This is a genomic window from Cupriavidus sp. PET2-C1 (genome assembly GCF_054515855.1).
Genome location: NZ_CM137260.1, coordinates 419,858 through 443,810, shown reverse-complemented (window position 1 = coordinate 443,810; position 23,953 = coordinate 419,858). Strand labels below are relative to the sequence as shown.

General features: G+C 66.4%; 19 protein-coding genes. 9 read left to right on the top strand and 10 right to left on the bottom strand.

The features are described 5' to 3' along the window. The first annotated feature begins 89 nt into the window (after positions 1 to 89). From ACX12D_RS21975 to ACX12D_RS21960, 4 genes are all read left to right on the top strand, one after another. Positions 90 to 626 (top strand): DUF1697 domain-containing protein, encoded by a 537-nt coding sequence (locus ACX12D_RS21975; protein WP_459375617.1) that lies wholly within the window; start codon positions 90 to 92, stop codon positions 624 to 626. 47 nt (positions 627 to 673) lie between these two features. Beyond that, complete coding sequence (locus ACX12D_RS21970; protein WP_459375616.1) at positions 674 to 1,267, top strand: thioredoxin domain-containing protein; 594 nt, start codon at positions 674 to 676, stop codon at positions 1,265 to 1,267. A 93-nt stretch (positions 1,268 to 1,360) separates the two neighbouring features. After that, the gene (locus ACX12D_RS21965; protein ID WP_459375615.1) at positions 1,361 to 2,146 is read left to right on the top strand and encodes a YbaY family lipoprotein; all 786 of its coding nucleotides are present in this window, start codon (positions 1,361 to 1,363) and stop codon (positions 2,144 to 2,146) included. Between the two features lie 257 nt (positions 2,147 to 2,403). Continuing rightward, positions 2,404 to 2,856: a hypothetical protein gene (locus tag ACX12D_RS21960; protein ID WP_459375614.1), complete on the top strand. Its 453-nt coding sequence runs from the start codon at positions 2,404 to 2,406 to the stop codon at positions 2,854 to 2,856. A 200-nt stretch (positions 2,857 to 3,056) separates the two neighbouring features. Here the strand turns inward: ACX12D_RS21960 and ACX12D_RS21955 are convergent, their stop codons facing one another. The 5 genes from ACX12D_RS21955 to ACX12D_RS21935 are packed head-to-tail and all read right to left on the bottom strand — an operon-like array spanning position 3,057 to position 10,532. Beyond that, positions 3,057 to 4,214 (bottom strand): VWA domain-containing protein, encoded by a 1,158-nt coding sequence (locus ACX12D_RS21955; RefSeq protein ID WP_459375613.1) that lies wholly within the window; start codon positions 4,212 to 4,214, stop codon positions 3,057 to 3,059. Between the two features lie 9 nt (positions 4,215 to 4,223). After that, positions 4,224 to 6,533 (bottom strand): DUF5682 family protein, encoded by a 2,310-nt coding sequence (locus ACX12D_RS21950; RefSeq protein ID WP_459375612.1) that lies wholly within the window; start codon positions 6,531 to 6,533, stop codon positions 4,224 to 4,226. Beyond that, a complete protein-coding gene (locus ACX12D_RS21945; protein WP_459376483.1) occupies positions 6,533 to 7,612 on the bottom strand; it encodes an ATP-binding protein in 1,080 nt (359 codons plus the stop codon). The genes ACX12D_RS21950 and ACX12D_RS21945 overlap by 1 nt, the downstream gene beginning before the upstream one ends. A gap of 8 nt (positions 7,613 to 7,620) precedes the next feature. Continuing rightward, complete coding sequence (locus ACX12D_RS21940) at positions 7,621 to 9,207, bottom strand: DUF5691 domain-containing protein (RefSeq protein WP_459375611.1); 1,587 nt, start codon at positions 9,205 to 9,207, stop codon at positions 7,621 to 7,623. Then, positions 9,207 to 10,532, bottom strand: coding sequence for an SWIM zinc finger family protein (locus tag ACX12D_RS21935; RefSeq protein WP_459375610.1), 1,326 nt, complete (start codon positions 10,530 to 10,532; stop codon positions 9,207 to 9,209). The genes ACX12D_RS21940 and ACX12D_RS21935 overlap by 1 nt, the downstream gene beginning before the upstream one ends. A gap of 221 nt (positions 10,533 to 10,753) precedes the next feature. Here ACX12D_RS21935 and ACX12D_RS21930 point away from each other — a divergent pair, with 221 nt between their 5' ends. From ACX12D_RS21930 to ACX12D_RS21915, 4 genes are all read left to right on the top strand, one after another. Then, positions 10,754 to 12,124, top strand: a complete 1,371-nt coding sequence (locus ACX12D_RS21930; RefSeq protein ID WP_459375609.1) for a Fic family protein — start codon at positions 10,754 to 10,756, stop codon at positions 12,122 to 12,124. 132 nt (positions 12,125 to 12,256) lie between these two features. Next, positions 12,257 to 12,631, top strand: a complete 375-nt coding sequence (locus ACX12D_RS21925; RefSeq protein WP_459375608.1) for a DUF2946 domain-containing protein — start codon at positions 12,257 to 12,259, stop codon at positions 12,629 to 12,631. A gap of 90 nt (positions 12,632 to 12,721) precedes the next feature. After that, positions 12,722 to 15,037, top strand: coding sequence for a TonB-dependent receptor (locus tag ACX12D_RS21920; protein WP_459375607.1), 2,316 nt, complete (start codon positions 12,722 to 12,724; stop codon positions 15,035 to 15,037). 11 nt (positions 15,038 to 15,048) lie between these two features. Then, on the top strand, positions 15,049 to 16,488 hold the full coding sequence (locus ACX12D_RS21915) for a PepSY-associated TM helix domain-containing protein (RefSeq protein ID WP_459375606.1): 1,440 nt from the start codon (positions 15,049 to 15,051) through the stop codon (positions 16,486 to 16,488). On the opposite strand, the gene ACX12D_RS21910 is transcribed toward ACX12D_RS21915, so the two are convergent. From ACX12D_RS21910 to ACX12D_RS21895, 4 genes are all read right to left on the bottom strand, one after another. Then, positions 16,472 to 18,595: a TonB-dependent receptor gene (locus ACX12D_RS21910; protein ID WP_459375605.1), complete on the bottom strand. Its 2,124-nt coding sequence runs from the start codon at positions 18,593 to 18,595 to the stop codon at positions 16,472 to 16,474. The two genes, ACX12D_RS21915 and ACX12D_RS21910, sit on opposite strands and share 17 nt — an antisense overlap. Before the next feature lie 211 nt (positions 18,596 to 18,806). Further along, complete coding sequence (locus ACX12D_RS21905) at positions 18,807 to 20,000, bottom strand: CaiB/BaiF CoA transferase family protein (protein WP_459375604.1); 1,194 nt, start codon at positions 19,998 to 20,000, stop codon at positions 18,807 to 18,809. Between the two features lie 61 nt (positions 20,001 to 20,061). Then, positions 20,062 to 21,012: a tripartite tricarboxylate transporter substrate binding protein gene (locus ACX12D_RS21900; RefSeq protein WP_459376482.1), complete on the bottom strand. Its 951-nt coding sequence runs from the start codon at positions 21,010 to 21,012 to the stop codon at positions 20,062 to 20,064. Between the two features lie 139 nt (positions 21,013 to 21,151). Then, a complete protein-coding gene (locus ACX12D_RS21895; protein ID WP_459375603.1) occupies positions 21,152 to 22,033 on the bottom strand; it encodes an HpcH/HpaI aldolase/citrate lyase family protein in 882 nt (293 codons plus the stop codon). A gap of 95 nt (positions 22,034 to 22,128) precedes the next feature. On the opposite strand from ACX12D_RS21895, the gene ACX12D_RS21890 reads away from it, so the two are divergent. Further along, positions 22,129 to 22,998 (top strand): LysR family transcriptional regulator, encoded by an 870-nt coding sequence (locus ACX12D_RS21890; RefSeq protein WP_459375602.1) that lies wholly within the window; start codon positions 22,129 to 22,131, stop codon positions 22,996 to 22,998. A 39-nt stretch (positions 22,999 to 23,037) separates the two neighbouring features. Here ACX12D_RS21890 and ACX12D_RS21885 read toward each other — a convergent pair whose 3' ends face one another. After that, a complete protein-coding gene (locus ACX12D_RS21885) occupies positions 23,038 to 23,943 on the bottom strand; it encodes a LysR family transcriptional regulator (protein WP_459375601.1) in 906 nt (301 codons plus the stop codon). Between the last annotated feature and the right edge of the window lie 10 nt (positions 23,944 to 23,953).

The window sequence follows — 23,953 nt, the reverse complement described above, 5'->3', positions numbered from 1 at the left end:
GTTGTGGAACTTCACTGACCCTAGCCAAGCTGGTTCCCCATCTATACTTGGCGTTTGGCAGCCAATAACCTTCACGATGATGTAGGACCATGAAGACAAAAATCATTCTGTTGCGCGGTCTGACGCCGACGGGAAAGAACAAGGTGCTCATGGCACCGCTGCGCGCTGCACTGGAAGAAGCGGGCCTGCGCAACGTGAGAACCTACATCCAGAGTGGCAACGTCATTGCCTCCACGAACCTGAACCAGTCCGCCATCGAGGATCTGGTTCACGATGTCATCAAGGAACGGTTCGGCGGCGATATCAAAGTCCTGGCAAGGTCGGCACCGTACTTCAATGAAGCGATGGAGAACAACCCGTTCAAGGGTGCCGATCCCGCCAAGCTCTATTTCACGCTGCTTTCAGCCAGGCCGGAAAATGCGTTGCTGGAAGCGTTCCATGCGCTTGAACATGCACCAGACCAGGTACAGGTGGTCGGTGACATGGCGTATGTGTTGTGCGCCACGAAATACAGCGACCTGAAGGCCAACAACAATTTCATCGAGAGAAAGCTCAAGGTGGCCGCGACGACGCGTAATTTCAATACGATCTCGAAGCTCATTGCGCTCGGTACAAATGAACGCTAAGCAACCCCACCTGGTCTGAATGGATTTAGCCAACCGGAGCCGGCTATATGAAAAGAACACTACTGCTGCCGATCTGCGCAGCGCTGATCGTGCAGATTTATGGTTGTGGAGAGAAAGCCAAGGTCGACGCGAATCCCGCGCAGGCCAGCGTCGCCCAGCAGCCGGCTGTCACGCTGTCGATCGATTCCGTGGCAAGCAACACGCACGGTTTCAATGCCGGCAATCTGCTCAGCGCCAGGAAGATCTATATCTTCTTTGATCCGCAGTGCCCCCATTGCGGTGAGCTCTGGAAGGCAGCGAAGCCACTGCTGTCGTCCGCGCACTTCATCTGGATCCCGGTCGGACTGCTGACCCCGGAAAAATCCGCGCTGCAGAGTGCCTACCTGCTCGGTAGCCAGAACGCCGTCAAGGAGATGGACAATCATGAAGCCTTGATCGATGCGCGCAAGGGAGGGCTTGAGGTCTCCGCCGCACAGACCCCGGAAAACGCCGTGAGCCAGGTCAAGGCCAACACCGAGTACTTTCTACGGTTGAATCTGGACAGCGTGCCATTCGCCGTATTTCAGGGCCCGGGGGGCGAGATGTTGACGTTTTCGGGGGCGCTGACTACCGAAGCACTCAAAGAGCGGCTTGGCATCTAGTCAACCGTAGTTTCCTGACCTGGCAAACCGCCTGGTCGTGAAGGCGTGAAGGCTTCGCGATCCAACCCAATGAACCTGAGAACGGACAAGACCATGTGGAAGCACCCCGTACGCCAAACCCTTGCCGCATTCGCTGCCACCCTGGCGCTACCTGCGCTGGCCGGTGTCGTGACGGGCACGGCGACTTATCGTGAGCGTATCGCGCTGCCTCCCGATGCCGTGTTCGAAGTCACACTGCAAGATGTATCGCGCGCCGGCGCACCTGCCGAGGTCATCGGCCGGTCCACGCTGGATCCGGCGGGCCAGCCGCCCTTTCATTTTGGTGTTGCCTACCAGGACCAGGCGATCGAGCCTGGCCATCGCTACGCCCTGCGGGCGGTGATCCGACAGCATGGCCGGTTGCTGTTCACCACCGACACGCATGCCCCGGTGCTCGATGGCAACAACGCGCCACTCCAGTTGCAGCTGGTATCGGCTTCCAGGAGCGAGGGGAAGCCATCGGGAAAGCCAACTGCCCAGGTGCCAGACAGCCCGTTGCGCGGAACCTACTGGAAGCTCACGCGGCTGGGCGATGCGCCGGTCCGCGTGGCGGAGCGCCAGCGCGAACCGCACCTGATCCTTGCCACGAACGAGGCGCGGCTGTCAGGCAATGGCGGCTGTAACGGCCTGATGGGCGGCTATGAAGCCGATGGCGACCAGCTTCGCTTCAAAGGCCTGGCGGGCACCATGATGGCCTGCGCACAGGGCATGGCCCAGGAAACGCAGTTCCTGCACGCTCTGGAAACGGTACGGCGCTATCGCATCGCGGGCCGCCAGCTCGACCTGCTCGGCGCCGACAATGCCGTGGTGGCGCGCTTCGAGGCTGTAGCGTTGCGCTAGAAGGGGCTGTCTATCGAAAAGTTCGGGGTCGTGATATTTTGTTGAATTTGCGATTTTTGACGATTTTCCGACGGGAAATTGGGCAGGCTGACGTCCAGGCCTGGCTTACGCGCAGTGCCTTATGGACGCGCGACCGGCGCCTACTGGCGGTCGCGGATCGCCTGGGACTGGCCGCTCGGCCAGCGCACTAGCCACCGGTTCCCCCTTCGAGGACCATTTCCGACCTACTTTCTGACCTACTAATCCGGAACGTAACAATGAATCCAGATCTCGATTCCATTTTTTCCAGCATCGACAAGGCGGCCGCAGAGGCTCGCGCACAGGGTGACAAATGGATTGTCATCGATTGCGTCTACGAACACCTCGGCGCGCTGGAAAGCCAAGACTATCAACAAGTCCTGGCGCGCATATTGGCCCTGATCGAAAAGTATCCCGAGCTGGATTATGGTGGTCCTGGCCCCTTCGGGTCGCTGATCGAGCGCCAGCCCGTCGGCGTCTATGCGGCGCAGTTGCTGGCGTCACTAAAGCGGCAGCCGAGCACGCAAGTGATCGCGTTCCTGGACCGCATGATGCGCATGGACGAAGCTGAGCGCGAGGAGCAAGGCGGCCCAACCGTTGCGGCCTTTGTGGATGCGCTTGACGCGGTGCTGCAACATCCCGCCGCGGACAACGACTGCAGAGAGTTTGCGCGGATGTGCCTGACTCCGTGAGCGGAAAGTACAGCATGGGATTGCGTAAATGAACGGCTGCTGTGGCGCGCGGCAACGGCCGCGCAGCCTTCCCTCCCTATACCGGGCGGCCCAGGCAAGGACCCAGGCAAAGGAATGCGGGATCGGCACCGCCGAACATGGAAATCCCCTGCGCTTCGATTCGCCGGCCCGACCCGGCCGATCACGAAGACGACCGCGCCCTACTCTGCCCGATTCGTCACGAACCCTTGTTTCGCCGCCCACAGGCTCACGTCCTGCTTCTGAATCGCGGCGGCCATCAGCTCGGGGAAACGGTCGGGTGTGCAGGCAAACGCCGGGATACCGAGCGCGGCAAAATGCGCGGCATTCTGGTGGTCGTAACCGGGCGCGCCATTGTCGGCCAGCGCGAGCAAGCAGATGACATTGACGCCGCTGTCCTTGAGCGCGGCGGCGCGCTGGAGCATTTCCTTGTTGTTCCCGCCTTCGTACAGGTCGGTAATGAGGACGAGGATGCTGCGCTCAGGGCGCTCGATGACCTGTTGGCAATAGCCCAGCGCGCGGTTGATGTCGGTACCGCCGCCCAGCTGTATGCCGAACAGCAGGTCGACCGGATCGGCCATTTCCTCTGTGAGATCGACGACGTTGGTATCGAATACGATCATTCGCGTGCGGACCGCGCGCAGTGAGGCCATCACGGCGGCGAAGACGCCTGCATAGACCACCGAGGCGGCCATCGAGCCGCTTTGGTCCACGCATAGCACGACGTCGCGCAGGGCGCTGCGCTTGCGCGTGTAGCCGATGAGTTTTTCGGCCACCACCGTGCGCTGGTCTGGCAGGTAGCGGCTGAGGTTGGCGCGGATGGTGCGGTGCCAGTCGATTTCGTTGAGGCGGGGACGATGGTTCCGCTCGGCGCGGTTGAGGCTGCCGCTGATAGCCTGGCGCATGGTTTGGCCAAGGCGCCGCTCCAACGCCTCGACCACCCTGCGCACTACTTGCCGGGCGGTATCCTTGGTCTTGGCTGGCAGGATGCGCGACAGCGACATCAGGCTGGCGACCAGGTGCACATCGGGTTCCATCGCTTCCAGCAGTTCCGGCTCAAGCAGCATCTGCCGCAGGTCCAGGCGCTCGAGCGCGTCCTTCTGTATAACCTGCACCACGCTTGCCGCAAAGAACTCGCGGATATCGCCCAGCCAGCGTGCAACGTTCGGGCAACTCGGCCCGAGGCCGCCTTTGCGCTCGGCGCCGTACAGCGCGCCCAGCGCGGCGTCGGCACGGCTGAGGTCCGCGCCCAGGGCCACGCCGCAAGTCGCCTGTGCATCGCTGCCCAGGACCAGGCGCCAGCGCTGCATGCGGTCGGTTTGAAGCAGGGATTCGTCCATGTTGTTGTCTCAGTGTCCCAGGATGGCAGCCAGTACGGGAAGGACCCGGGCGGCGCGCGCATGATCGAGTTCGACTGCAGCCGGCCCAGCGGCGGCCGGCGCGTCCAGCCGCTTCACCTTGCTGCCCATCTCACGCAGTTCGGCCGCATTGAAATCAGCGAACGCGCAGCGCAGCAGCGGCAAGCGCGCGAGAAAGACAGCGTGGTCGAGGCGGCCCAGCCAGGCATCGATCACGCGCCATAGCGCGTCTTGCTGCAGGAGCAGCAGCCCGCTGCCCCGTAGCAGGCCCGTCAGCCAGGCGGTGGATTCGGCTGGCGCAACGGCAGGCGCAAGCGCCAGGCCGGCTTGGCGCGCGACCTCATCCGTGCCGACACATTGCTGATCGAACAGGAGCCGCAGGGCATATCCGCGCACGGCCGGCGCCACGCCGTCGAGATCGATGAGATGCGCCAGGCAGTCTCGCCAGTCGTCGCGCAAGGCTGCGGCATCCAGCGTATCGAGCGCGGCCTGGACCTCGTTCATATGCCCGAGCAATGCAGCCGCGGCGCTCTCGTCGATGTGGCTCGCGGCCGCCGCCAGCCCCACCACGATGCGCTCGACCAAGCCACTCACGATGGGCTGCATGGCCGCCGCATCGGTGCCGCGCACATCGCCGTAGCGGCCAACGCGAGCCAACGGCGGCAGCGCGGCCATCAGATGGGTCAGGTCGGCGGCAACGGCGGCCCGGGCCTGTACGCAGGCAAGCAGGATCGCAACGGCCACGGGCAAGCGCGCCAGCACGGCGTCATCTAGCATGGCGCTCAGCGCGGGCAGCTCAGCGCCGTCGCGCGCGCGCTCGCACAGGCGATGGCTGGCGGCGTCCTCGACGGTATTGCCATAGCGGCTGGCGGCGATCAGCGCTACCACCATCTCGGGCTGCCAGCGCAGCTCCCAGGATTCGCGGAAGGTGCCCGATCGATTGGCGTCGCGCAGCAGCGTGCCCCAGTCCACGCCGATCAGGTTGAGCCGGTGCAGCAGGCGGCTGCGCTCGCGGCCAGTTTCCTCGCGCAGGTCGAGGTCGTGCCGCTTGGCTTCCGTGGTGGGCTTTAAGCGCAGGCGCTTTTGCTGGGCCTCCAGGTCGCGCTGCAGTGGCGCGGCCACACTCGATTCAGGCACCGCGCCCAGGCGGTCGCCAACTTCGAGCTTGCGGCGGATGAGTTCCAGCGGCGCTGGTTCGCCGTGGCACAGCACGGAAAGCATGGCTTCGCGATGCTCTGCCAGGCCTGCGAGCGGCAAGCCGCGCATGGCAGCGAGGGCATCGGCCAGTCGCACGGCCTCGATGACGCTGGCCGAGGAGGCATCGAGGCCTTCGGTGCGCATGAGCCGCGCCGCCTCGGTCACCCAGCGCAAGCCGGCGCGGTCGGCGCTCTGCCACAAGTGGCGATACCAGCCGGGGGACGCCACGCCGGCGCCGTAGCCGCTGGCGTAGGCAAGACGGTCGTCGCTCCACGGCACCCAAGTGGCCTCGACCTTGGCCTTGGGCAGGCCCTTGAGCAGTGCCTGGTCGGCCTTGATCGTGGCGGGCTGCTCCAGCGCCGGCACGTGCCAGGCACCGCACACCACGGCGATGTTGCCGAAGCCGGCCTTCTGCGCCTCGCGGATGCGCATGCGCATATGCGCCTCGCGCCGGGCTTCGCGCGATTCCGGCGTGGGTGCGTGCGCGCGCAATGCGGCCATGGCCTGCGCGATGGCGGCGAACAGCTCGCTCGCGTCGCGGCGCTGTTCCACCTCGACCTCCCACCAGAGCTCATGATCGTCGTAGCCCGCCGCGCGCGATAGCTCGCCGATCGGGTCCATGCGCCAGCCGCCCGGCGTTTCCTCGCTCGCCGCCGTATCGGCGCGGGCATCCGCGTCAGGTGCCAGCCCGCCATTGGCCATGTCCTGCGCGCCGTCGCCGGTGCCGTCAGCGCCCCCAGCATCCGGGCCTGCGGGCACTGCGGCGGCCTTCTCGCGCGCGATGGCCTCCGCGAATCCGTGCATGGCCGGCAGATCCATGAACCACAGTGGCACGCCGCGCTGCCCGGCGTGGCGGATCGCCCGCCATTCCGGCGAGAATTCGGCGAACGGATAGAACACGCCGTGGCGCGGCGCCTCGCTCGGGTAGACCAGCAGCGCGACGGGCGGCTGCATGGCAGGGTCGGATGCAAGCGCAACGATGCCGTCGGCCTCGGGCGGTCCTTCCAGCAGCACGATATCGGGCGCCTGCGCCGCCAGCGCAGCCTCCAGCGCCCGCGCGCATCCCGGGCCATGGTGGCGGATGCCGTAATAGAGGACTGTCATCAGACCACGTCCATGCAAGCCCGGTAAAAGTCCTTCCAGTCATCGCGTTCCTTCACGACCGTCTTGAGGTACTCCATCCAGACCAGCTTGTCTTGCACCGGGTCCTTGACGATCGAGCCGGTAAGGCTGGCGGCAACATCGGCCGCGCGCAGCACGCCGTCGCTGTAGTAGCCCGCCACCGCCATGCCATGGCCAAGCACCGAGATGGCCTCGGCTGTCGACAGCGTGCCGCTGGGCGACTTGAGCCGGGTCTTGCCATCTTCGGTCAGGCCGTTGCGCAGCTCGCGGAATACGGCGACGACGCGGCGCACTTCCGCCAGCGCCGGCTTCTCGGTAGGCAGTTCCAGCGCGCGGCCGAGCTCGGCGACGCGGCGGCTGACGATGGCGACTTCCTCCTCGAACGTCTCGGGCGTCGGCAGGATCACCGTATTGAAACGCCGCATCAGGGCGGACGACATCTCGTTCACGCCACGGTCGCGGTTATTGGCCGTGGCGATGACGTTGAAGCCACGCTGCGCCTGCACCTCGATGCCCAGTTCGGGCACCGGCAGGGTCTTTTCCGAGAGCAAGGTGATGAGCGTGTCCTGCACTTCGCTCGGCACGCGCGTCATCTCTTCGAGCCGCGCCAGCTTGCCGTCGCGCATGGCCTTGAGCATGGGGCTGGGCACCAGCGCGCGCTCCGACGGTCCTTCCGAGAGCAGGCGGGCATAGTTCCAGCCGTAGCGCAGCGCGGTCTCGTCGGTCCCGGCCGTGCCCTGGATCAGCAAGGTGGAGTCCCCGCTGATCGCGGCGGCAAGGTGCTCCGACACCCAGCTCTTGGCGGTGCCGGGCACGCCATACAGCAACAGCGCGCGGTCGGTGGCGAGCGTAGCCACCGCGATCTCGATCAGCCTTGCACTGCCGATGTACTTGGGACTGACCTCGAAGCCATCGTCAAGCTTGCCGCCCAGCAGGTAGGTCTTGACCGCCCACGGCGACAGCTTCCAGTTGCCCGGGCGCGGGCGCTTGTCCTGCCGGACTAGCTCGGCCAGTTCCTCGGCGAATTGCGCTTCGGCATGCTGACGCAGAACGGTGTTCAGGTTGGCGCTCACAGCGGCATCTCCTTGATGACGGTTTGTTTGGCCTGGGCCAGGGTAACGATGTCCCTGGCCCGGTTCAGGTTTCGGATAGTGATCGTGTCGGTGGGGCCCTCAGCCAGTTTGGCCGTGTAGATCCCGACCACGCCCGCCAGCTGGGCAAGATCGGCATCCTGCGCGCGCAGCAAGGCAAGTTCCACCATTTCCGCCAGGTCGAAGCGCAGCATCAGTTCGTCGCTCACGCCCGTCTTGCCTGCGCCCGCAAGCACGGTCTGCACGGTCTGCGCGATCGTGGACACCACCATGCTTGACCAGGGGCCAGGCAGCTCGCGTAGCCAGCGCAAGGCGGTACCTGCATTGCCCCGCATCAGCTCGCGGCAAAGATCGGCGTCGCGGGCGACGCAGGCCAGGGTTCGCCAGAGCGGGTCCTGGTACCGGGCCAGTGCTTCGATCTCGCCGCCAGCGCGCGGCAACAGGGCCAGGGCCCAATCCGTGTCGCCGTAACGGCAGGCCGCCTCGGCGCTGCCACAAAGCAATGCCTCAGCCCATTCATGCTTGGCCATCAGGCCGATCAGCACGTCTGGCACTTCATCCACCGCTGCCGGCCAGCGCGATGGCGGCACCACGGCCAGCAGCTGGCGCAGCCAGAAGGCGCGCTTGCCTTCGCCCGACGGTGGCGTGGCGGCAATGCCGTCGCGTTCCCAGTCCTTGGGCAACTCGGCCGGGGCATCCACGGTCAGGCGGGGTTGCGCACGCTGGCCCAGGAAGGACGCGAGCTTCGCCATCGTGCCCGCGGGCGCGGTGGCCGCCTCCCAGCGCACGCAGGCATCCGCACGCGCCGCCATGCGGAGCATGAAAGACGAATCGGGAAGCCGTGCCAGCAGGGTTGCGGCGCTTTGCCGTACTACCTGGCTGCGGTCGTCGAGCAGGCTTTCCAGGAACGGCTCGTCATCGCGGGTAAGCGTGGCGGCCAGCGCGTCCACGAAGGCCCGCCGCTGCTCGGCCTTCTCGCCAGGCAAGGCCGCGATCAAGAGATCTCGCGCCATGGCAGGATCGCGCTCGCGCATCATGCCCAGCGCGCGGCGACGGGCAGCCGTGTCGCCCTCCTCCCATTCGCGCAGCAGCGCGCTGTCGTCAATGGCAGCGGGAAGCCGCGAGGCCAGCATCGCCCGCCACTCGGGGTTCTGCGCGCCGAGCCAGTGCCCACGCGCGCCAATGACAGGCAGCCACGCCGCCAGTGTCTGCGCCGTAGCGAAGACGCCCGGCACCAGGCCTGCCGGCAGGCGCCGGCCCGCTTGTGCGATGCGCGGCGCCAGCCATTCCGGCAATCCGCCCAGCTCGCCTGCGATAGCCGCGGCGATGATGGGGGTGAGCGCATGCGGCGTGGCGGGCGTCGCGTCCTCGGGAGCGGGATCCGGAAAGCACACCGATGCGGGCAGGCGGCCCGCCTGGCCATACACCGCCATGCTGCCCGCCTGCCAAAGCAGGCGCTGTTCCCGCGTGCCTTCTGGCAGCAAGGCATCGATTTCCGCCACCGGCCTTGCCTCGCCTGGGCTGTTCGCCGTGCCGACCAGGGCTGTACGAATCCATGCCTGCATCACGCGCCTCCTGCCAGTACGTGGTAACGCCCTTGCGCGAACAGCCCGAGCGGCCGAATCCCGCTGCCGTCCCATTCCGCAGCCAGCGCATGCGGCCGCCCGCCCGCCAGGGCCATCCACAGCCAATGATCGCGTCCGGCCACCGGCAGCGCATGCCCGGCCGAGTCGGCCACTTGCCAACGCCCTTCATGATGAATCGGGACGGCACCTTCGAGGACCGTAGCGATTCGTTCGTGCCAGGGATTTGCCGCCAGCATGGAAGCCGCCTCGTCCAGTAATTGCAGGCTGCTGCGCGCGACGGCAAATGCCGCCGGCAGCGGCAACGGCGTGGCCGTGCCCTTGAGCAGTGCGCGCTGCGAGCCCGCACCGGGCCAGAAGGCCAGCTCGCCCTCGAAGGCCGTGCCCGGCAGCCACGACGATTCGAACGGCTGGCTGCCTGCGGCGAACTGCAGGAACTGCGCATGGCGACCGCTGGCCTCGCCCACCAGCCAGGTGCGCCGCACCTTTACCCGCTCATCGGCGTCGGCCGCCTGGCCAATCACCTGCCAGCGGTCGCGCCTGGCCTCGCCTTGCGCCAGGACCTCCTCCTCGCGCAGGCTGAAGCCGATGGTCTGGCGCAGGGCTTGCTGCAGATCCGGCGCGAGCCCGTCGATGCGCTCATAGGCGCGCACGGCCAGCGCAAGCCGGCCCAGTTCCGGCAGCAGCCGCTCCGGCCAGTCTTCCCGGCTGCCCGGCAGGTCGGCCAGCGCGCGTACCCGCGCTGCCAGGCCACTCGCCTGCGCGTCCACCAGGCGCGCCGCAGTCTGCTCCCAAAACCCCGGCCCCTGCGCGGGCAGCCGTGCGAGGCCGTTGCGCACCAGGTCCTCCAGCCACACCTGCAAGCCAGCAAGCCCGTCGCGCACCCGGCTTTCGCGCCGCTCGGCCCGCTTGTGCTGGGCCGCCTCGTCGACCGGCGCCTCCGCCTTTGCAAGCGCACGCGCCTCCTTCCTCGCGCTGGTGTCGGCACGCTTGTCGAGCCAGTCGCTCACCCAGCCGGGCTCGTCGCCTTCGATGACCAGGGCGGGTTGATTCGCGGCCAGGACCAGCAGGCCGATGCTGTGCTTGCAGGGAAACTTGAAACTGGGGCAGGAACATTTGCTGGCAAAGTCAGCCAGGTCGACTCGCACCTGGTATGGCTTGGCGCCGCTGCCCTGGCACTCGCCCCAGACGGCCCGGCCGCTGCGGCCCAGCAATGGCCACTGCCTGGCTTGCGCCAGCTTCTTGCCGTTGCTGGCGGCGCCGCTGTCTGGCGCGAGCGCCAGCACCTGCTGTTCGGAAAGCTGCATATCTGCTACGCGGGTTCATTGGACAAATGCCTGACCCGGCACATTAGCACAGCATTTTTGCTGTTGAGCGTCAGAATGGCCCAGATCCGCATTGTGGCGCGGTTTCGGCTATCGCGCCAGAATCGCGCCACAATCGCGCCACAACGGCACCGTCTAAGTGGCGCGATTGGAGAAATCGCGCCACAATCGCGCCACAGACTGAATCAACCACCCAACCTCCCATGCCCGCAGACCAGGAAATACTGAAGAGCATTCAAGCCTCCCCGGCCGGACTAACTCTGGCGGAATTACTGGCGGCCCACCCTTTAGTGGCACGCCGGACCGCGCAACGCTGGCTAAGCCAATGGGTGGATGCGGGCACAATCGGTTCGGCAGGCGAAGGCCGCGCCCGCCGTTACCTTGCGGTGGGATCCACAGCGCCAGCCGCCTCGGCCATTGAGCAAGATCGCTTCCCCGGTTTCATCCCACTGTCAGCGGACAGCCGGGATATCCTGGCATACATCGATCAACCGCCACAGGCGCGCAAGCCGGTGGGTTACCAGCACGATTTTCTTGACACCTATCAGCCCAACGTCACCTGGTACCTGTCGGAATCGCTGCGCCGCCAGTTGCACAAGATGGGCAAGACCGCACAGGCTGACGCGCCCGCGGGCACATACAGCAGGGCCATCCTGAGCCGGCTGCTGATCGACCTGTCTTGGGCGTCGAGCCATCTGGAGGGGAATACCTATTCCCGGCTCGATACCCTCGAGTTGATCGAGCACGGCAAGGCTGCGCAAGGCAAGGCAGCCATCGAAACCCAGATGATCCTCAACCACAAGACCGCCATCGAGTTGTTGGTGGAGAACATCGGGACGGCCAGATTCGATCGCTACACGCTGATGAACCTGCATAGCGCATTGTCGGAGAACCTGTTGCCCAACCCAGCCGATGAAGGCCGGATCCGGCAACATGCCGTGGACATCGGCAAAAGCGTGTATCGGCCGCTATCGGCGCCTCAGCAGCTCGACGAAGCACTGGATAACTTGCTAGACAAAGCGAATCGCATTACCGACCCTTTCGAGCAGTCCTTCTTCGTGATGGTGCACCTGCCTTACCTGCAACCGTTCGCGGACATCAACAAGCGGACCTCGCGGCTGGCTGCCAATTTGCCGCTCTTCCGCGCAAACCTGTGCCCGCTTACCTTCCTTGATGTGCCCGATCATGCCTACAGCCGGGCCATCCTCGGCTTGTATGAAATGACGCGCGTGGAATTGCTGCGCGACCTCTATGTCTGGTCCTACGAGCGATCGACGCAAGAGTACCTTGCCATCAGGCAAGCCCTGGCAGAACCGGACCCGGCACGCCTGGCCTGGCGTGAACTGATCAAGCAGACCATCCGCGAAGTGGTAACCCATCCTGGCCAGGATGCGCTCGCGCTGATTCACCTGGCCGTCATGGCCAATGTGCCGCAAGCCGAGCGCGGCAATGTACAGGCGCTGATCGTGGAGGAACTGCGGCGGCTCCACGAGGGTGTGCTGGCCCGGTACGGTCTGCGGCCGTCCGAGTTCGCCGCCTGGCAAACAGCGCATTCACCGGGGCCCGCTCAATGAGCGGCACCGTTCGATTTCGCGGCTTGACGCCCCATACCCCGGTCCTTACCTGTGTCAAAATGACGCGCAGCCTGCCTGATCGCACCTCGCCTTGGCTGGGGTAGACTGCGCCGCGCCCGCTCGCATATAACAATGACGCTTATCCGCCGCATCCGCTTGACCGCATGGCTTGGCCTGATCGCCATGTGGCTCATTGTGCTTGCGCCGGCAGTCAGCCAGTTCGTGGCCGCGGCCCAATCCAGCGATCCCGAAGCCGTCATCTGCTCGGCCGCCCACCCGGGCGATGCGCCCCATGGCATGCCTGGCGGCGCGCTGAATGCCTGCGGCTATTGCGATCTGCTGGCGGATCATGTGCCGCTGCCTGCCCTTGCGCCTGCGACGCTGTCGGCAATCCCGCTGCTGGTGGTCGCCACGGCGCACGTGCTGGTCACCCGCTTCACGCCACTCGGGGCCTTTCCTTCAGGACGCCCCAGGGACCCTCCGGCTCTACCTCAATCCAGTCTGTAAGCAACGCACGCCCTTTGGTGTGATCGTGGCGTCCGCGCGCACCTGCCCGCGGACGCCGGACAACGATTTGAGGTAGACCCAATCCCAATCATGCGCACGCTGCTGCCCCTAGTCATCCTTGGCACCATCGGCACGCTGGCCGAGGCCGCCGACGAACAGAGCCTGCCGGCGGTCCAGGTGACCGAGACTCGCTCGTTTGCGGAGAAGAACCAGTTGCCGCAGACCACCGCGAGCATCACCGGCGAACAAGCCGCCCAAGCCATCAACGTGATGGGCGCCGAAGATGCCCTGAAATACCTGCCAGACGTGCTGGTGCGCAAGCGCTTTATCGGCGACACCCAGTCCCCGATGGCGACCCGCACCACCGGCATCAATGCCAGCGCGCGCAGCCTGATCTATGCCGACGGGGTCTTGCTGTCGACCCTGATCAACAACAACAACGGCAATGGCTCCCCGCAGTGGTTCATGGTGACGCCGCAATCGATCGACCGGGTCGACGTCATGTACGGCCCGTTCGCCGCGGCCTATCCGGGCAACTCCTATGGTGCCGTGACCGAGATCACCACGCGGATGCCGAAGACGCTCGAGGGCAGCCTGGAAGTCACGGGCGCCATCCAGCAGTTCAGCAAATACGGCACCGACCAGAACGAGCCGGCGCAGCAAGTCAGCGCCACGCTGGGCGACCGCGCCGGAAAGTTCTCGTGGTGGTTCAGCGCGAACCACCTCAACAGCTTCAGCCAGCCGCTCAGCTTCGCCACCGTCGGCCAGTCGACGGCCGCCGCCGGCGCCGGCCTGCCGGTCATCACCGGCGCGTACGCCGACCGCAACCGGACCGGCGGCGCCATCCAGGTAATCGGCGCGGGCAACTTCATCCATACGCTGCAGGACAACGCCACCGTCAAGCTGGGCTACGATTTCACGCCGACGTTGAGCGCGGTCTACACGCTGGGCTATTGGCAGAACAGTTCGAAAGCGAGCGCGCAGACTTACCTGAGCACGGCATCCGGGTCGCCCTTCTATGGCGCGCAAGCCGGCAACGTCAATATCGGTGGATTCGCGTATAGCGCCAGCACCATCGCGGGCCAGTTTTCCAGCAACAACGTCGATCAGGAACACCTGATGCAGAGCCTGAAGGTCGGGACCCGGACGCAAGGGCTGTTCGACTGGGAGGCTATTGTCAGCAATCTCTACTATCTGCAGGATTCGAGCCGCCTGTCCACCGGGCTCTATCCGGCGGCGCTGACAGGCGGGCCGGGCCGGACCACCGACATGAGCGGCTCCGGCTGGTCCACCTTCGACGTCAAGGGCATCTGGCGGCCGCAGGGCATCGCCGGCGCGAACATCGTCAGCTTCGGCGCCCACTACGACCAGTTCAAGCTGAGCAGCCCGACCTACAGCACCACCAACTGGGTATCCGGTGGCAATGGCGCCCTGTTCAGCACCTCGCAGGGCAAGACGCAGACCGGCGCGCTCTGGCTGCAGGACGTTTGGCGCATGACACCGAGCCTGCAGGCAACGCTGGGCGGCCGCTATGAGATGTGGCGCGCCTATGACGGGTTCAACTACGCCATTGGCAGCAACGGCGTGGGGGTGCCGATCCAGCAGCCCAGCCTCGACAAATCGGGCTTCTCCCCCAAGGCGTCGCTGACATGGGAGGCCAGCCAGCTGTGGTCGGTGACCGGTTCGTTCGGCAAGGCGCTTCGCTTCCCGACGGTTGGCGAGCTCTACCAGAGCGTGCAGACCGGCACGACGTTCACCCAGGCCAACCCGTTCCTGCAACCGGAGCGCGTCCTGTCGGGCGAACTGGCCATCGAGCGCCACACCAGCGAGGGCAAGCTGCGCGTTTCCGCCTTCAGCGAGTACGTCAAGAACGCGCTGATCTCGCAGACCTCGACAATTGCCGGGTTCGCCACGCCCGTCTCCTTTACGCAGAACGTGGGCAAGACACGGCAACTGGGCCTGGAGCTGGCCGGCCAGCAAGACAATGTGCTGATCAACGGGCTGACGCTCTCGGGCAACGTCACCTATGTCAACTCCCGGATTCTCTCGGACGACAGCTACGTGCCTGCCACCCCTGGCGCGACGGCGGTCGGCAAGCGCGTGCCCTACGTGCCCACGTGGCGCGGCACGGTGGCGGCAACCTATCGGCCTGACAACAAATGGGCTTATACGCTGGCCGCGCGCTATAGCAGCCGCGTGTACGCGACGGTCGACAACACCGATATCAACCCCGCGACCTACCAGGGCTTCGAGAGCTTCTTCGTGATGGATGCGCGCGTGCACTACCAGCTGGACAAGCATTGGAGCGGTGCGCTGGGCGTGGACAACCTGAACAATCACAAGTACTTCCTGTTCCACCCCTTCCCGCAGCGCACGTTCTACCTGAGCCTGAAGTACACCCTTTGACGAATCCCGCCATGTCCAAGCCTCTCGAACGGCCGCCCACGCCCACGCAAGCCGCCCAGCCCTCGCCGGCCGCGGCGGCGTCTTATCGCATGCTCTGGCGGTGGCACTTCTACGCCGGGCTCTTCGTTGCGCCCTTCCTGGTCGTCCTGGCGATCACCGGCACGATCTACTGCTTCCAGCCGCAGATCGAATCGCTGCTCTATCCGCACTTGCTGCGCGTGGATCCAGTGGGCGCGAAGCTTCCCGCCCAGGCCCTGCTGGACCGGGCCTGGGCCCAGGCGCCCGAAGGGGCCGTCGCGACAACGTACACCGTCGATTCGTCCCCGCGCGCCAGTGCCGAGTTTGTCTTTCGGCTGCCGTCGGGCAAGAGCGAAAGCCTGTACCTGGATCCGTACACCGGCAATTTTCTCGGCAGCTTGAGTGTGGAGGACCGCTTGATGAAGCAGGTGCGCATGCTGCATCGCGCGCTGCTGCTGGGCAAGACCGGGGAGCTGCTGATGGAGCTGGCGGCGTGCTGGTCGCTGGTGATGATTGCCACCGGCGTGGCGATGTGGTGGCCGCGGCTGGGCGACAAAGGCGGCAAAGCCTTCGTGATCGGCAAGGCCGCCGGCGGGCGCGGCTGGTGGAAGGAAGTCCACCTGGTCATCGGCGCCTGGATGGCGATCGGCGCCGTGGCGTTCGTGTTGTCCGGATTGCCCTGGACCGCATCGTGGGGCAAGCAATTCAAGGCGATCGCGACTGCGGCGCGGCTAGGCAATCCGGCCGGCGCATGGGGCGACGCAGGGGTCCGGTCGACGCCAGGCGCGGCCAGCATGGATGCGCTTCCCCTCGCAGCGGTCCCCTGGGCGGTCGGCATGGCCAAGGTTCCGTCCGGCTCGGCGCCGGCAGTGGGCGCTGCCGCGATCAGCCTGGACCGCGCCGTGGCGATCGTGGCCGAAAACGGTGTCTCGAGCGGCTACCAGCTCGTGCTGCCGAAGTCCGCCACCGGGGTGTTCACCGCCTCCTATTTCCCCGCGGATCCCAAGGTGGAACGCACGCTGCATATCGACCAGTACACCGGCAAGGTGCTCAAGGACATTCGCTACGGCGACTACGGCCCGGTGGCGCAGGCCATCTCCTACGGCACGTCCCTGCACATGGGCCGCTATTTCGGCTTGGCCAACCAGATTGCGTGCACGGTGATCTCGCTGGGCCTGATGATGCTCGCCGTGACGGGCCTCGTGATGTGGCTCAAGCGCCGGCCCGCGCGCGCCCTGGCCGCACCATCATTCCCGCGTACGCTCCCGCCCATGCGGGCATGGGTGATCGGCCTGGGCCTGCTGGGCGCGGTGTTCCCGATGATGGGCGCCACGCTGGTGATGGTCTGGCTGCTGGATCGCTGGTTCGCACGGCCGGCCACCGTGCGGCCGGCCGCGCCAGACGCAGCCAGTCCGCTCAGAAGCGGTAGTTGACGCTCAGTTCGACCCGCCGGCCAGATCCTTGCAGCCATTGCGTGGCGTTGTAGTAGGCGGTGGTGACGTAGTGCTTGTCGAAAACATTGAACCCGCGCAGCGCGAGCGTCGTGTCCCGGTGCGCGCGCCACTGGAGCGACAGGTCGGCGGTCGTATAGGCCGGCATCTCGAGTGAATTGGCGCGGTCGGCGAAGCGCCGGCCCACGTAGCGCAGGCCTGCGCCGGCGGTCCATGCCGGGAGAAAGCGCCACGTCACCCAGACGTTGGCCAGCCGCTCGGGCACGTCCGTGGGCACATTGCCGCTACGGGAAACCGCTGCGCCCCCCACGGATTCCGTGAAATCGTCATAGCGCGCCTGCAGCAACGCGGCATTGGCATCCACGCGCCAGCCGGAGAGAAACGCCAGCCCGAAGGTGGCTTCCAGCCCTTTCGACGACTGCTGCCCCACCTGCACGCTGGCCGCAGGATTGGCAACATCACGCGTGACCAGGTTCTTCTTGACGATCCGATAGGCGGCCAGCGTCAGCTCGCCCTTGCCCTGCCAGAAGCCCTGCTTGACGCCGACTTCGACCTGGCGCCCGGTGGAGACGTCGAAGTGGCTGTTGGCCGGCGTCAGCATCAGCAAGGCGCTGACCGGATCGGCCGCCTCGGCGTACTGCGCATACACGGCGAGGTCCGGCGTCAGGTTGTAGACCGTGCCGGCGCGCCAGCCAACATGGGAGAGCGTCTTGTCGAAGGCGGCCTGCCCCGCCACCAGGTCACGGCGCGACAGGTCGGCGCGGTCATAGCGCAACCCGCCCAGCACGGACCAGCGCGGCGTCACCTCGAGGCGATCCTCGGCAAACAGCGCGTATTGCGTCACTTCGTTGCGATAGCGCGGCGTGGTGCCCGCCACGTTGATGAACGTACCGCGGTCGAAGACATAGGGATCCACCGCCGACGTGCCCGAGTAAGGCGAGTTATTGGTATGCGTGAACGACGCCCGGTTGACGTCGAAACCCGCCGACACGCTGTTCTTCATGCCAAATAGCCAGTGCCGGAGCGTGGCATCGGTGGTATTGCCGACCTGCCACTGGCCGTGCAGGATCTCCGTATAGGACGAGCGGCTGACCAGCCCCGTGGCCGGCACGTAGTTGTAGTACTCGGCATTGCGCCAGTGCCGCTTGCTGTCGATGTAGTAAAGGCGCGAGCGCACCGTGGCATCGGCATTCGGTGTCCACTGCGCGGCGAGTTCCGTCCACTGGTCGTCGAACTTGAGCAGGCTGTCGCCAACGTTGTAGTTCTTGCTCTGCAGCGCCGCGTCCTGCTGCCCGTTGACCAGCGGCGCGCCGAAGTAGCGCTGCGGCTCCTGCCAGCCTTTGGCATAGCTGAGCTTGAGGCTCAGGTCCGGCGTGGCGTCCCACTGGATGGCACCGGACAGCGACAGGTTCCGGGAGTCGCCGAGATCGACGGATCCGTCGGAGCGGTTGCCGCTCACATCGAGCCGGTAGGCGAGCTTGTCGTTGATGGCGCCGCCGCTGCCGAATGCCAGCCGCTGCGTATTCTCCGTGCCCAGCGCGGCCTGGATTTCATTCTCGATGGGGCCGCGCGCTGGCTTCTTCGGCACCACGTTGACCACGCCGCCGATGGCGCCCTCTCCGTAGATCACCGAAGCCGGGCCGCGCAGCACTTCGATGCGCTCGACCGACCAGGTATCGAAGGGGAACGTGATGCCGATGCCGCCATACTGGCGAATCCCGTCATAGAGCTGCATCACCGAGGTCGTGCCCGTGAAGCCGCGCGCCGACAATGCAGCGCCGCCGTTGCCGGGGTGGCCGAGGCCGGACAGCCCCGGCGCGCGGGTGATGGCATCCACCAGCGATGCGTCGCCGCGTTCTTCCAGCTGCTCGCGCCGGATGACGTCGACGCTGGCCGGCGTCTGCATGGGCGCAAGCCCCAGGTTGGAGCCCGTGGATGCCTGCCCGCGCAACGCGGACTCCGGCGCAGCGGAGACAGTCACCGGGGCAAGGTCGGGCGCTTCGCGAACTGCGTCCTCAGCGTAGGCGGGAATGCCGGCGGTTGCGGCGGCGAGTGCAAGGCAGTGATGTCGAAGCGAAGCGGGGAGCATGAATGGAGGCGCGCGGAGTCCGGAGAGTTGTCGGCTCGAAGCGCCACTCGTGCGAGTGGCGCTAGAGGCGCGAAAGTCTACCCAGCGGCCTGACATCAAAGGAATGCGGCAATGCGACGCATTCGGCGCAATACTTGGCCGCGCCACCCATGCAGCGACCATTTGCCACAGCCTCGCCAATGAATGGGAACCCGAAGCCCGGCGCGATCCGCTACATCCCCTCGCTCACCAGCCTGTCCGCCTCCGCCTTCACCGTCTGCCCATGCTGATCCAGCACCGGCGCCGCGAACGGCTCCGGCCCCGGCGTGCGCCCGAACTTGATGGCACGGGTGAAGCCGCGATACCGGCCCACGGTGGGATGCTCGAACGTGGCCACCATGCCTTCCGCCTGCACCTGCGGGAAGTCGAACATGTCTTCCACGGAGCGCGCGGCGGCGCAGGGGACCGCTTCGCCGAAGTGCGCCTCCCATTCCAGCGCGGTGCGGGTTGCCAGCGCGCGGTGCAGCGTGGGGACAATCTCGTCCTGATGCAGCGCGCGCTTGCGCACGCTGTCGTAGCGCTCGGTGGCGAGTTCCGCCAGGCCGGTTTTCTCGCAAAGCGCCGCCCAGAAATGCGGCGTGTTGGCGGAGATGTAGAGATAGCCTTCCTTGGTCGGATGAATGCCGGTGATGCCGCCGGAGCGCATGTCGCGGCCAACCTCCCTGGGTTCGTTGTCCGCCCAGACCATGCGGGCCGATTGCATGGTCAGCGCCGCGCGCAGGAGCGAGATGCCGACATACTGGCCTTCGCCGCTTCTCTCACGCTCGTAGAGTGCGGATGCGACGCCGCCGGCGACCAGCGCCGAGCCGTAGTAGTCGACCACCGAGCCATAGAGAATCTCTGGCGCGCCGCCCTGCTTGCCCTGCAGCGTGCACATGCCGGTCATGGTCTGCAAGACCTGGTCGTAGCCAGCCTTGTCCTTGAGCGGGCCGTCTTCCCCATAGCCGGTCACGGCGCAATAGATCAGGCGCGGGTTGACCAGCTTGAGCTGTTCGTAAGCAATGCCCAGCCTGGGCGGCACGGTGGGCCGGAAGTTGTGCACCAGCACATCGGCGGTGCGCACCAGCGCCATCAGCCGCTGCAGATCGTCAGCTTGCTTGAGGTCGAGCACCACGCCCAGCTTGCTGCGGTTGACGCCCAGGAAGGCGCGGCTCTCGGCCTCCAGCGAGGAAGGGTACTTGCGCAGGTTGTCGCCGGCGGGCGGCTCGATCTTGATGACCTCGGCGCCCTGGTCGGCCAGCAGCGAGCAACCATAGGGGCCAGCGATGTAGGCACTCAGGTCCAGCACGCGCAGGCCGGACAGCGGGCCTGGCTTGCCGGTGCGCGCGCTCAGCGGCGCGGCGCGGTCATCAGAGGGGGAACGCATGGAGATCTCCGGAAACAGGCAGTAGAGGCCGTAGGGGCAATAGAAGCAAGGTAGGCTGGCATCAGTCCACGACGATGTTCTGGCGCTTGGCGAGCGTCTTCCACCGTTCCACGTCCTGCGCGATGGTGGCGGCGAACTGGGCCGGCGTGACGGGCCTGGCTTCGGCGCCCTCCTTCAGGAAGGCCGCTTTGATCTCAGGCTTGGACAAGATGGTGTTGACGGCGGCGTTGAGCTGGTTGACGATCGCCGGCGGCGTGCCGGCCGGCGCCAGCAGGCCCCACCAGAGTTCGAACTCATAGCCCGGCACCGCGCTGGACATGGGCGTGAGATCCGGCGCGATCGGGCTCGGCTTGAGGCTGGTGATGCCAACAGCGCGCACCTTGCCGGCGCGCACCATCGGCAACAGCGAGGGGCCGCTGGAGATCAGCAGCTGTGTCTGGTCGCCGATCAGGTCGGTCACGGCGGGACCCATGCCGCGATACGGGATATGCGTGATGAACAGGTTCCCGGCCCGGGCCTTGAGCAGCTCGGTGCCGAACTGGTTGACACTGCCCGGCCCGCTTGAGGCGTAGTTGTACTTGCCCGGCCTGGCACGGATCGCCGCGATCAGTTCCTGCGGCGTCCTGGCGGGAAACGCATTGTTGACCGCGACGATGAACGGCCCTTGCGCAAACATCGCCACCGGCACGAAGCTCTTGACCGCATCGAACGGCAGCTTGGCCTGCACCGCGGCGTTGGTCGTCATGCTGGACGACACCGCAACCAGCGTGTACCCGTCCGGGGCGGACTTGGCCACGATGCCCGTACCGGTATTGCCGCTGGCGCCGGGCCGGTTGTCGATGACCACGGGTTGCTTGAGCTCCTCGCCGATCTCCTTGGCGACGATGCGCGCGAAGATGTCGTTGGAGCCGCCCGGCGGATAGGGCACGACGATGGTGATGGGCTTGCTCGGATAACCGCCCTGCGCGAACGCCGCGCCGGATACCAGACAGGCGCTGGCCGTGGCGGCCATCGCCACGCTGCGGAAAATGGATACCGATACGGATACGAATGCGGATGGTGTTTTCAAGATGTCTCCTTCTGTTTTTTGTTTGCCCCATGCGGGGCAGCCCGATCCTGGCTGCGGACCCCGGCTGCGAATCCCGGCGGAATCAGGCAGGCAGCAATCCAAGGCGCCTGGCGGTAGCCACGATGGCTTCCGCCCGCTTCACGAACGGCGGGTCGATCATCTTTCCGTCCACCACGTAGGCGCCCACGCCCCTGGCCATCGCATCGCGCGCGGCCTCCAGTACCCGTGCCGCATGCCCGATCTCCTCATCGCTCGGGCGGAAGGCCTGGTTGGCCAGCGGGACCTGGCTGGGATGGATGCAGCTCTTGCCAAGAAAGCCCATGCGGCGCGACAGCTCGGCCTCGGCGCGGAACCCGGCTTCATCCTTGATGTTGGCAAACACCGTGTCGTAGGCGAACACGCCGGCCTCGCCGGCCGCCATGCGCACCGCGTACATGGCTTGCTGGATCGCCGCGCTTTCGCACCTAGCAATGCCCAGCGGCTCGAACAGGTCGCCCAGGCCAAGCTGCAAGCCAGCCACGCGCGGGTGGGCCGCGGCCAGTTCGCCGGCCAGGCGCAGCGCCTTGGGCGTTTCGATGTTGAGCAGCAGGCGGACCGGGCTGTCCACGCCATGCGCAAACCCGTTGGCGCGTTCCGCTTGCTCGATGGCGGCGGCGGCGCGGCGCACGTCGTCGGCGCTCTCGGGCTTGGGCAGGTTGATCAGGTCCAGGCCGGGCTGCACCACGGCGGCCACGTCGGCCGCAAAGTGAGGGGTGTCCAGCGCGTTGACCCGCACGATCAGCGTCTTGCCGCTGGCGCGGGCCTGGCCCGAGCGCAGCAGCTCGCGCAGTGCCTCGCGCGCTTGCGGCTTGCGCTCCTGCGCCACCGCGTCCTCTAGGTCGAACGAGAGTCCGTCCGCGGCGCTGGCCAAGGCCTTGTCGAACAATTCCGGGCGGGAGCCGGGGACGAACAGTTTGCTTCTCATGGCAACGTGAACCAGTGGCTTTGGAGTACGCCAGTGTGGGTCACGCCAAAACAAAGATAAACTATCTATGTCTTTCTTTAATCGATAGAGAATGTATGGAGACAGCCTACCTCAACGCGTTCCTCGTCGTCGTGGATACCGGCTCCCTCGCGCAAGCCGCCCGGCGGCTCAACGTGACGCCCGCCGCCATCGCGCAGCAGATCCACGTCCTGGAGCGGGAGCTGGGCACTGCCTTGCTGGGCCGGGCCGGCCGCACCGTGGCGCCGACCGAGTCAGGCGTACGGCTGGCCGAACGCGCCCGCGCCCTGCTGCGGGACTTCAACCAATTGCGGGATTGGGTGAATGAGGCGCAGGCACCGCGCGAACTGCGCCTGGGCACGATCAACACTGCGCTGCACAGCCTGTTGCCGGAAACGCTCGCCGGATTCGCCGCGGAGCATCCGGGTGTCTCCGTGTTTATCCAGTCGGACAAATCGGCGGCGCTGTACGACGCCGTGAAAAACGCGGAGCTGGATGCGGCCGTCTGCCTGCACCCGCCCTTCGCGCTGCCCAAGACCATCGTGTGGGAGCTGCTGCGCGAGGAACCGCTGGTCGTGCTGGCGCCCGCCCGGCTGGCCCGGCGCGATCCGCATGACCTGCTGCGCACCGAGCCGCTGATCCGCTACGACCGCAGCGTGGGCGGCGGCAAGCAGGCCGACCGGTACCTGCGGCAAGCCGGCATCACCGCGCACGAGCGGTTCGAGCTCAGCTCGCTGGTGGCGATCGCCATGATGGTCGACCGGGGCCTGGGGGTGTCGCTCGTGCCCGACATCGCGTCGCCGCTGACGGCAGGCCTGCGCATCGCCAAGCTGACGCTGCCCGAAGCGACCGAGCCGCGCCGGTTCGGCATCTTGTGGCAACGCGCCTCTCCCCGCACGCCGTTGATCCTCTCGCTGCTGCGGCACGCGCGGCAGGCGGCCGCCTGAGCGCTTGCCGGCGCCGATCCTGCGCCGATCCGCCGATGCTCATACGGAATGATCCGCGCCGCCCGGAAACACCCGTTCGCCCAGGAAATCGATGAACACGCGCAGCTTGGGCGACGGGTGCCGGCTGGCCGGCCACAGCACGCGAAAGGTGCCGCTACGGTCCACGTAGTCGTCCAGCACGGTGCGCAACCGGCCGTCGGCCAGCGCCTCGCGGATGGCAAAGTCCGGCAGGCAGGCGATGCCGAGGCCCTGCAGCGCGAAGCTCACGCGGGTCTCGATGTTGTTGCAGATCATCGAGGTGGGCAGGTTCAACTCCGGATCGACGGCTGCGCGGCGCAGCGGCCAGGCTTCCAGCTTGCCGCTGTTCGGGAAGCGGTATTGCAGGCAGGCATGCCCGGCCAGGTCCGCGGGCTGCCGGGGCTCCCCGCGCTGCGCGAGATACGCCGGCGATGCCACCAGCAGGATCCGGAACGCGCCAAGGCGCCGCGCCGATAGCCGGGAGTCGCTTGGCTCGCCGGTGCGCACCACGGCATCGAAACCCTCTTCGATCACGTCCACCATGCGGTCGGTGAAATCCAGGTCCAGCTCGATCTCGGGGTACTGCCGCATGAAGTCGCCCAGCACCGGCAGCACCAGCGAACTCACCAGCGGCAGGCTGACGCGCAAGCGCCCGCGCGGCGCTTCGGCTGCGTGCGACAGCTCCTGCTCCGCCGCCTCGATCTCGGCCAGGATGCGGCGGCTGCGCTCCAGGAACTGTGCGCCTTCCGCCGTCAGGGTGATGCTGCGCGTGCTGCGGTGAAACAGCCGCGCGCCGAGCTTTTCTTCCAGCCTGGCCACGCTCTTGCCCACGGCCGACGCAGACACGCCCATCAGGCGGCCGGCGGCCACGAAGCTGCGGGTCTCGGCGACCTGCACAAACACGGTAAAGCCACTCAGGCTGTCCATCGGCTTTCCC

Bases quoted from the DNA above. Each gene is read 5' to 3' on its own strand.
- ACX12D_RS21975 (WP_459375617.1), top strand. From the start codon at position 90: ATGAAGACAAAAATCATTCTGTTGCGCGGTCTGACGCCGACGGGAAAG.
- ACX12D_RS21970 (WP_459375616.1), top strand. From the start codon at position 674: ATGAAAAGAACACTACTGCTGCCGATCTGCGCAGCGCTGATCGTGCAG.
- ACX12D_RS21965 (WP_459375615.1), top strand. From the start codon at position 1,361: ATGTGGAAGCACCCCGTACGCCAAACCCTTGCCGCATTCGCTGCCACC.
- ACX12D_RS21960 (WP_459375614.1), top strand. From the start codon at position 2,404: ATGAATCCAGATCTCGATTCCATTTTTTCCAGCATCGACAAGGCGGCC.
- ACX12D_RS21955 (WP_459375613.1), bottom strand. From the start codon at position 4,214: ATGGACGAATCCCTGCTTCAAACCGACCGCATGCAGCGCTGGCGCCTG.
- ACX12D_RS21950 (WP_459375612.1), bottom strand. From the start codon at position 6,533: ATGACAGTCCTCTATTACGGCATCCGCCACCATGGCCCGGGATGCGCG.
- ACX12D_RS21940 (WP_459375611.1), bottom strand. From the start codon at position 9,207: ATGCAGGCATGGATTCGTACAGCCCTGGTCGGCACGGCGAACAGCCCA.
- ACX12D_RS21935 (WP_459375610.1), bottom strand. From the start codon at position 10,532: ATGCAGCTTTCCGAACAGCAGGTGCTGGCGCTCGCGCCAGACAGCGGC.
- ACX12D_RS21930 (WP_459375609.1), top strand. From the start codon at position 10,754: ATGCCCGCAGACCAGGAAATACTGAAGAGCATTCAAGCCTCCCCGGCC.
- ACX12D_RS21925 (WP_459375608.1), top strand. From the start codon at position 12,257: ATGACGCTTATCCGCCGCATCCGCTTGACCGCATGGCTTGGCCTGATC.
- ACX12D_RS21920 (WP_459375607.1), top strand. From the start codon at position 12,722: ATGCGCACGCTGCTGCCCCTAGTCATCCTTGGCACCATCGGCACGCTG.
- ACX12D_RS21915 (WP_459375606.1), top strand. From the start codon at position 15,049: ATGTCCAAGCCTCTCGAACGGCCGCCCACGCCCACGCAAGCCGCCCAG.
- ACX12D_RS21910 (WP_459375605.1), bottom strand. From the start codon at position 18,595: ATGCTCCCCGCTTCGCTTCGACATCACTGCCTTGCACTCGCCGCCGCA.
- ACX12D_RS21905 (WP_459375604.1), bottom strand. From the start codon at position 20,000: ATGCGTTCCCCCTCTGATGACCGCGCCGCGCCGCTGAGCGCGCGCACC.
- ACX12D_RS21900 (WP_459376482.1), bottom strand. From the start codon at position 21,012: ATGGCCGCCACGGCCAGCGCCTGTCTGGTATCCGGCGCGGCGTTCGCG.
- ACX12D_RS21895 (WP_459375603.1), bottom strand. From the start codon at position 22,033: ATGAGAAGCAAACTGTTCGTCCCCGGCTCCCGCCCGGAATTGTTCGAC.
- ACX12D_RS21890 (WP_459375602.1), top strand. From the start codon at position 22,129: ATGGAGACAGCCTACCTCAACGCGTTCCTCGTCGTCGTGGATACCGGC.
- ACX12D_RS21885 (WP_459375601.1), bottom strand. From the start codon at position 23,943: ATGGACAGCCTGAGTGGCTTTACCGTGTTTGTGCAGGTCGCCGAGACC.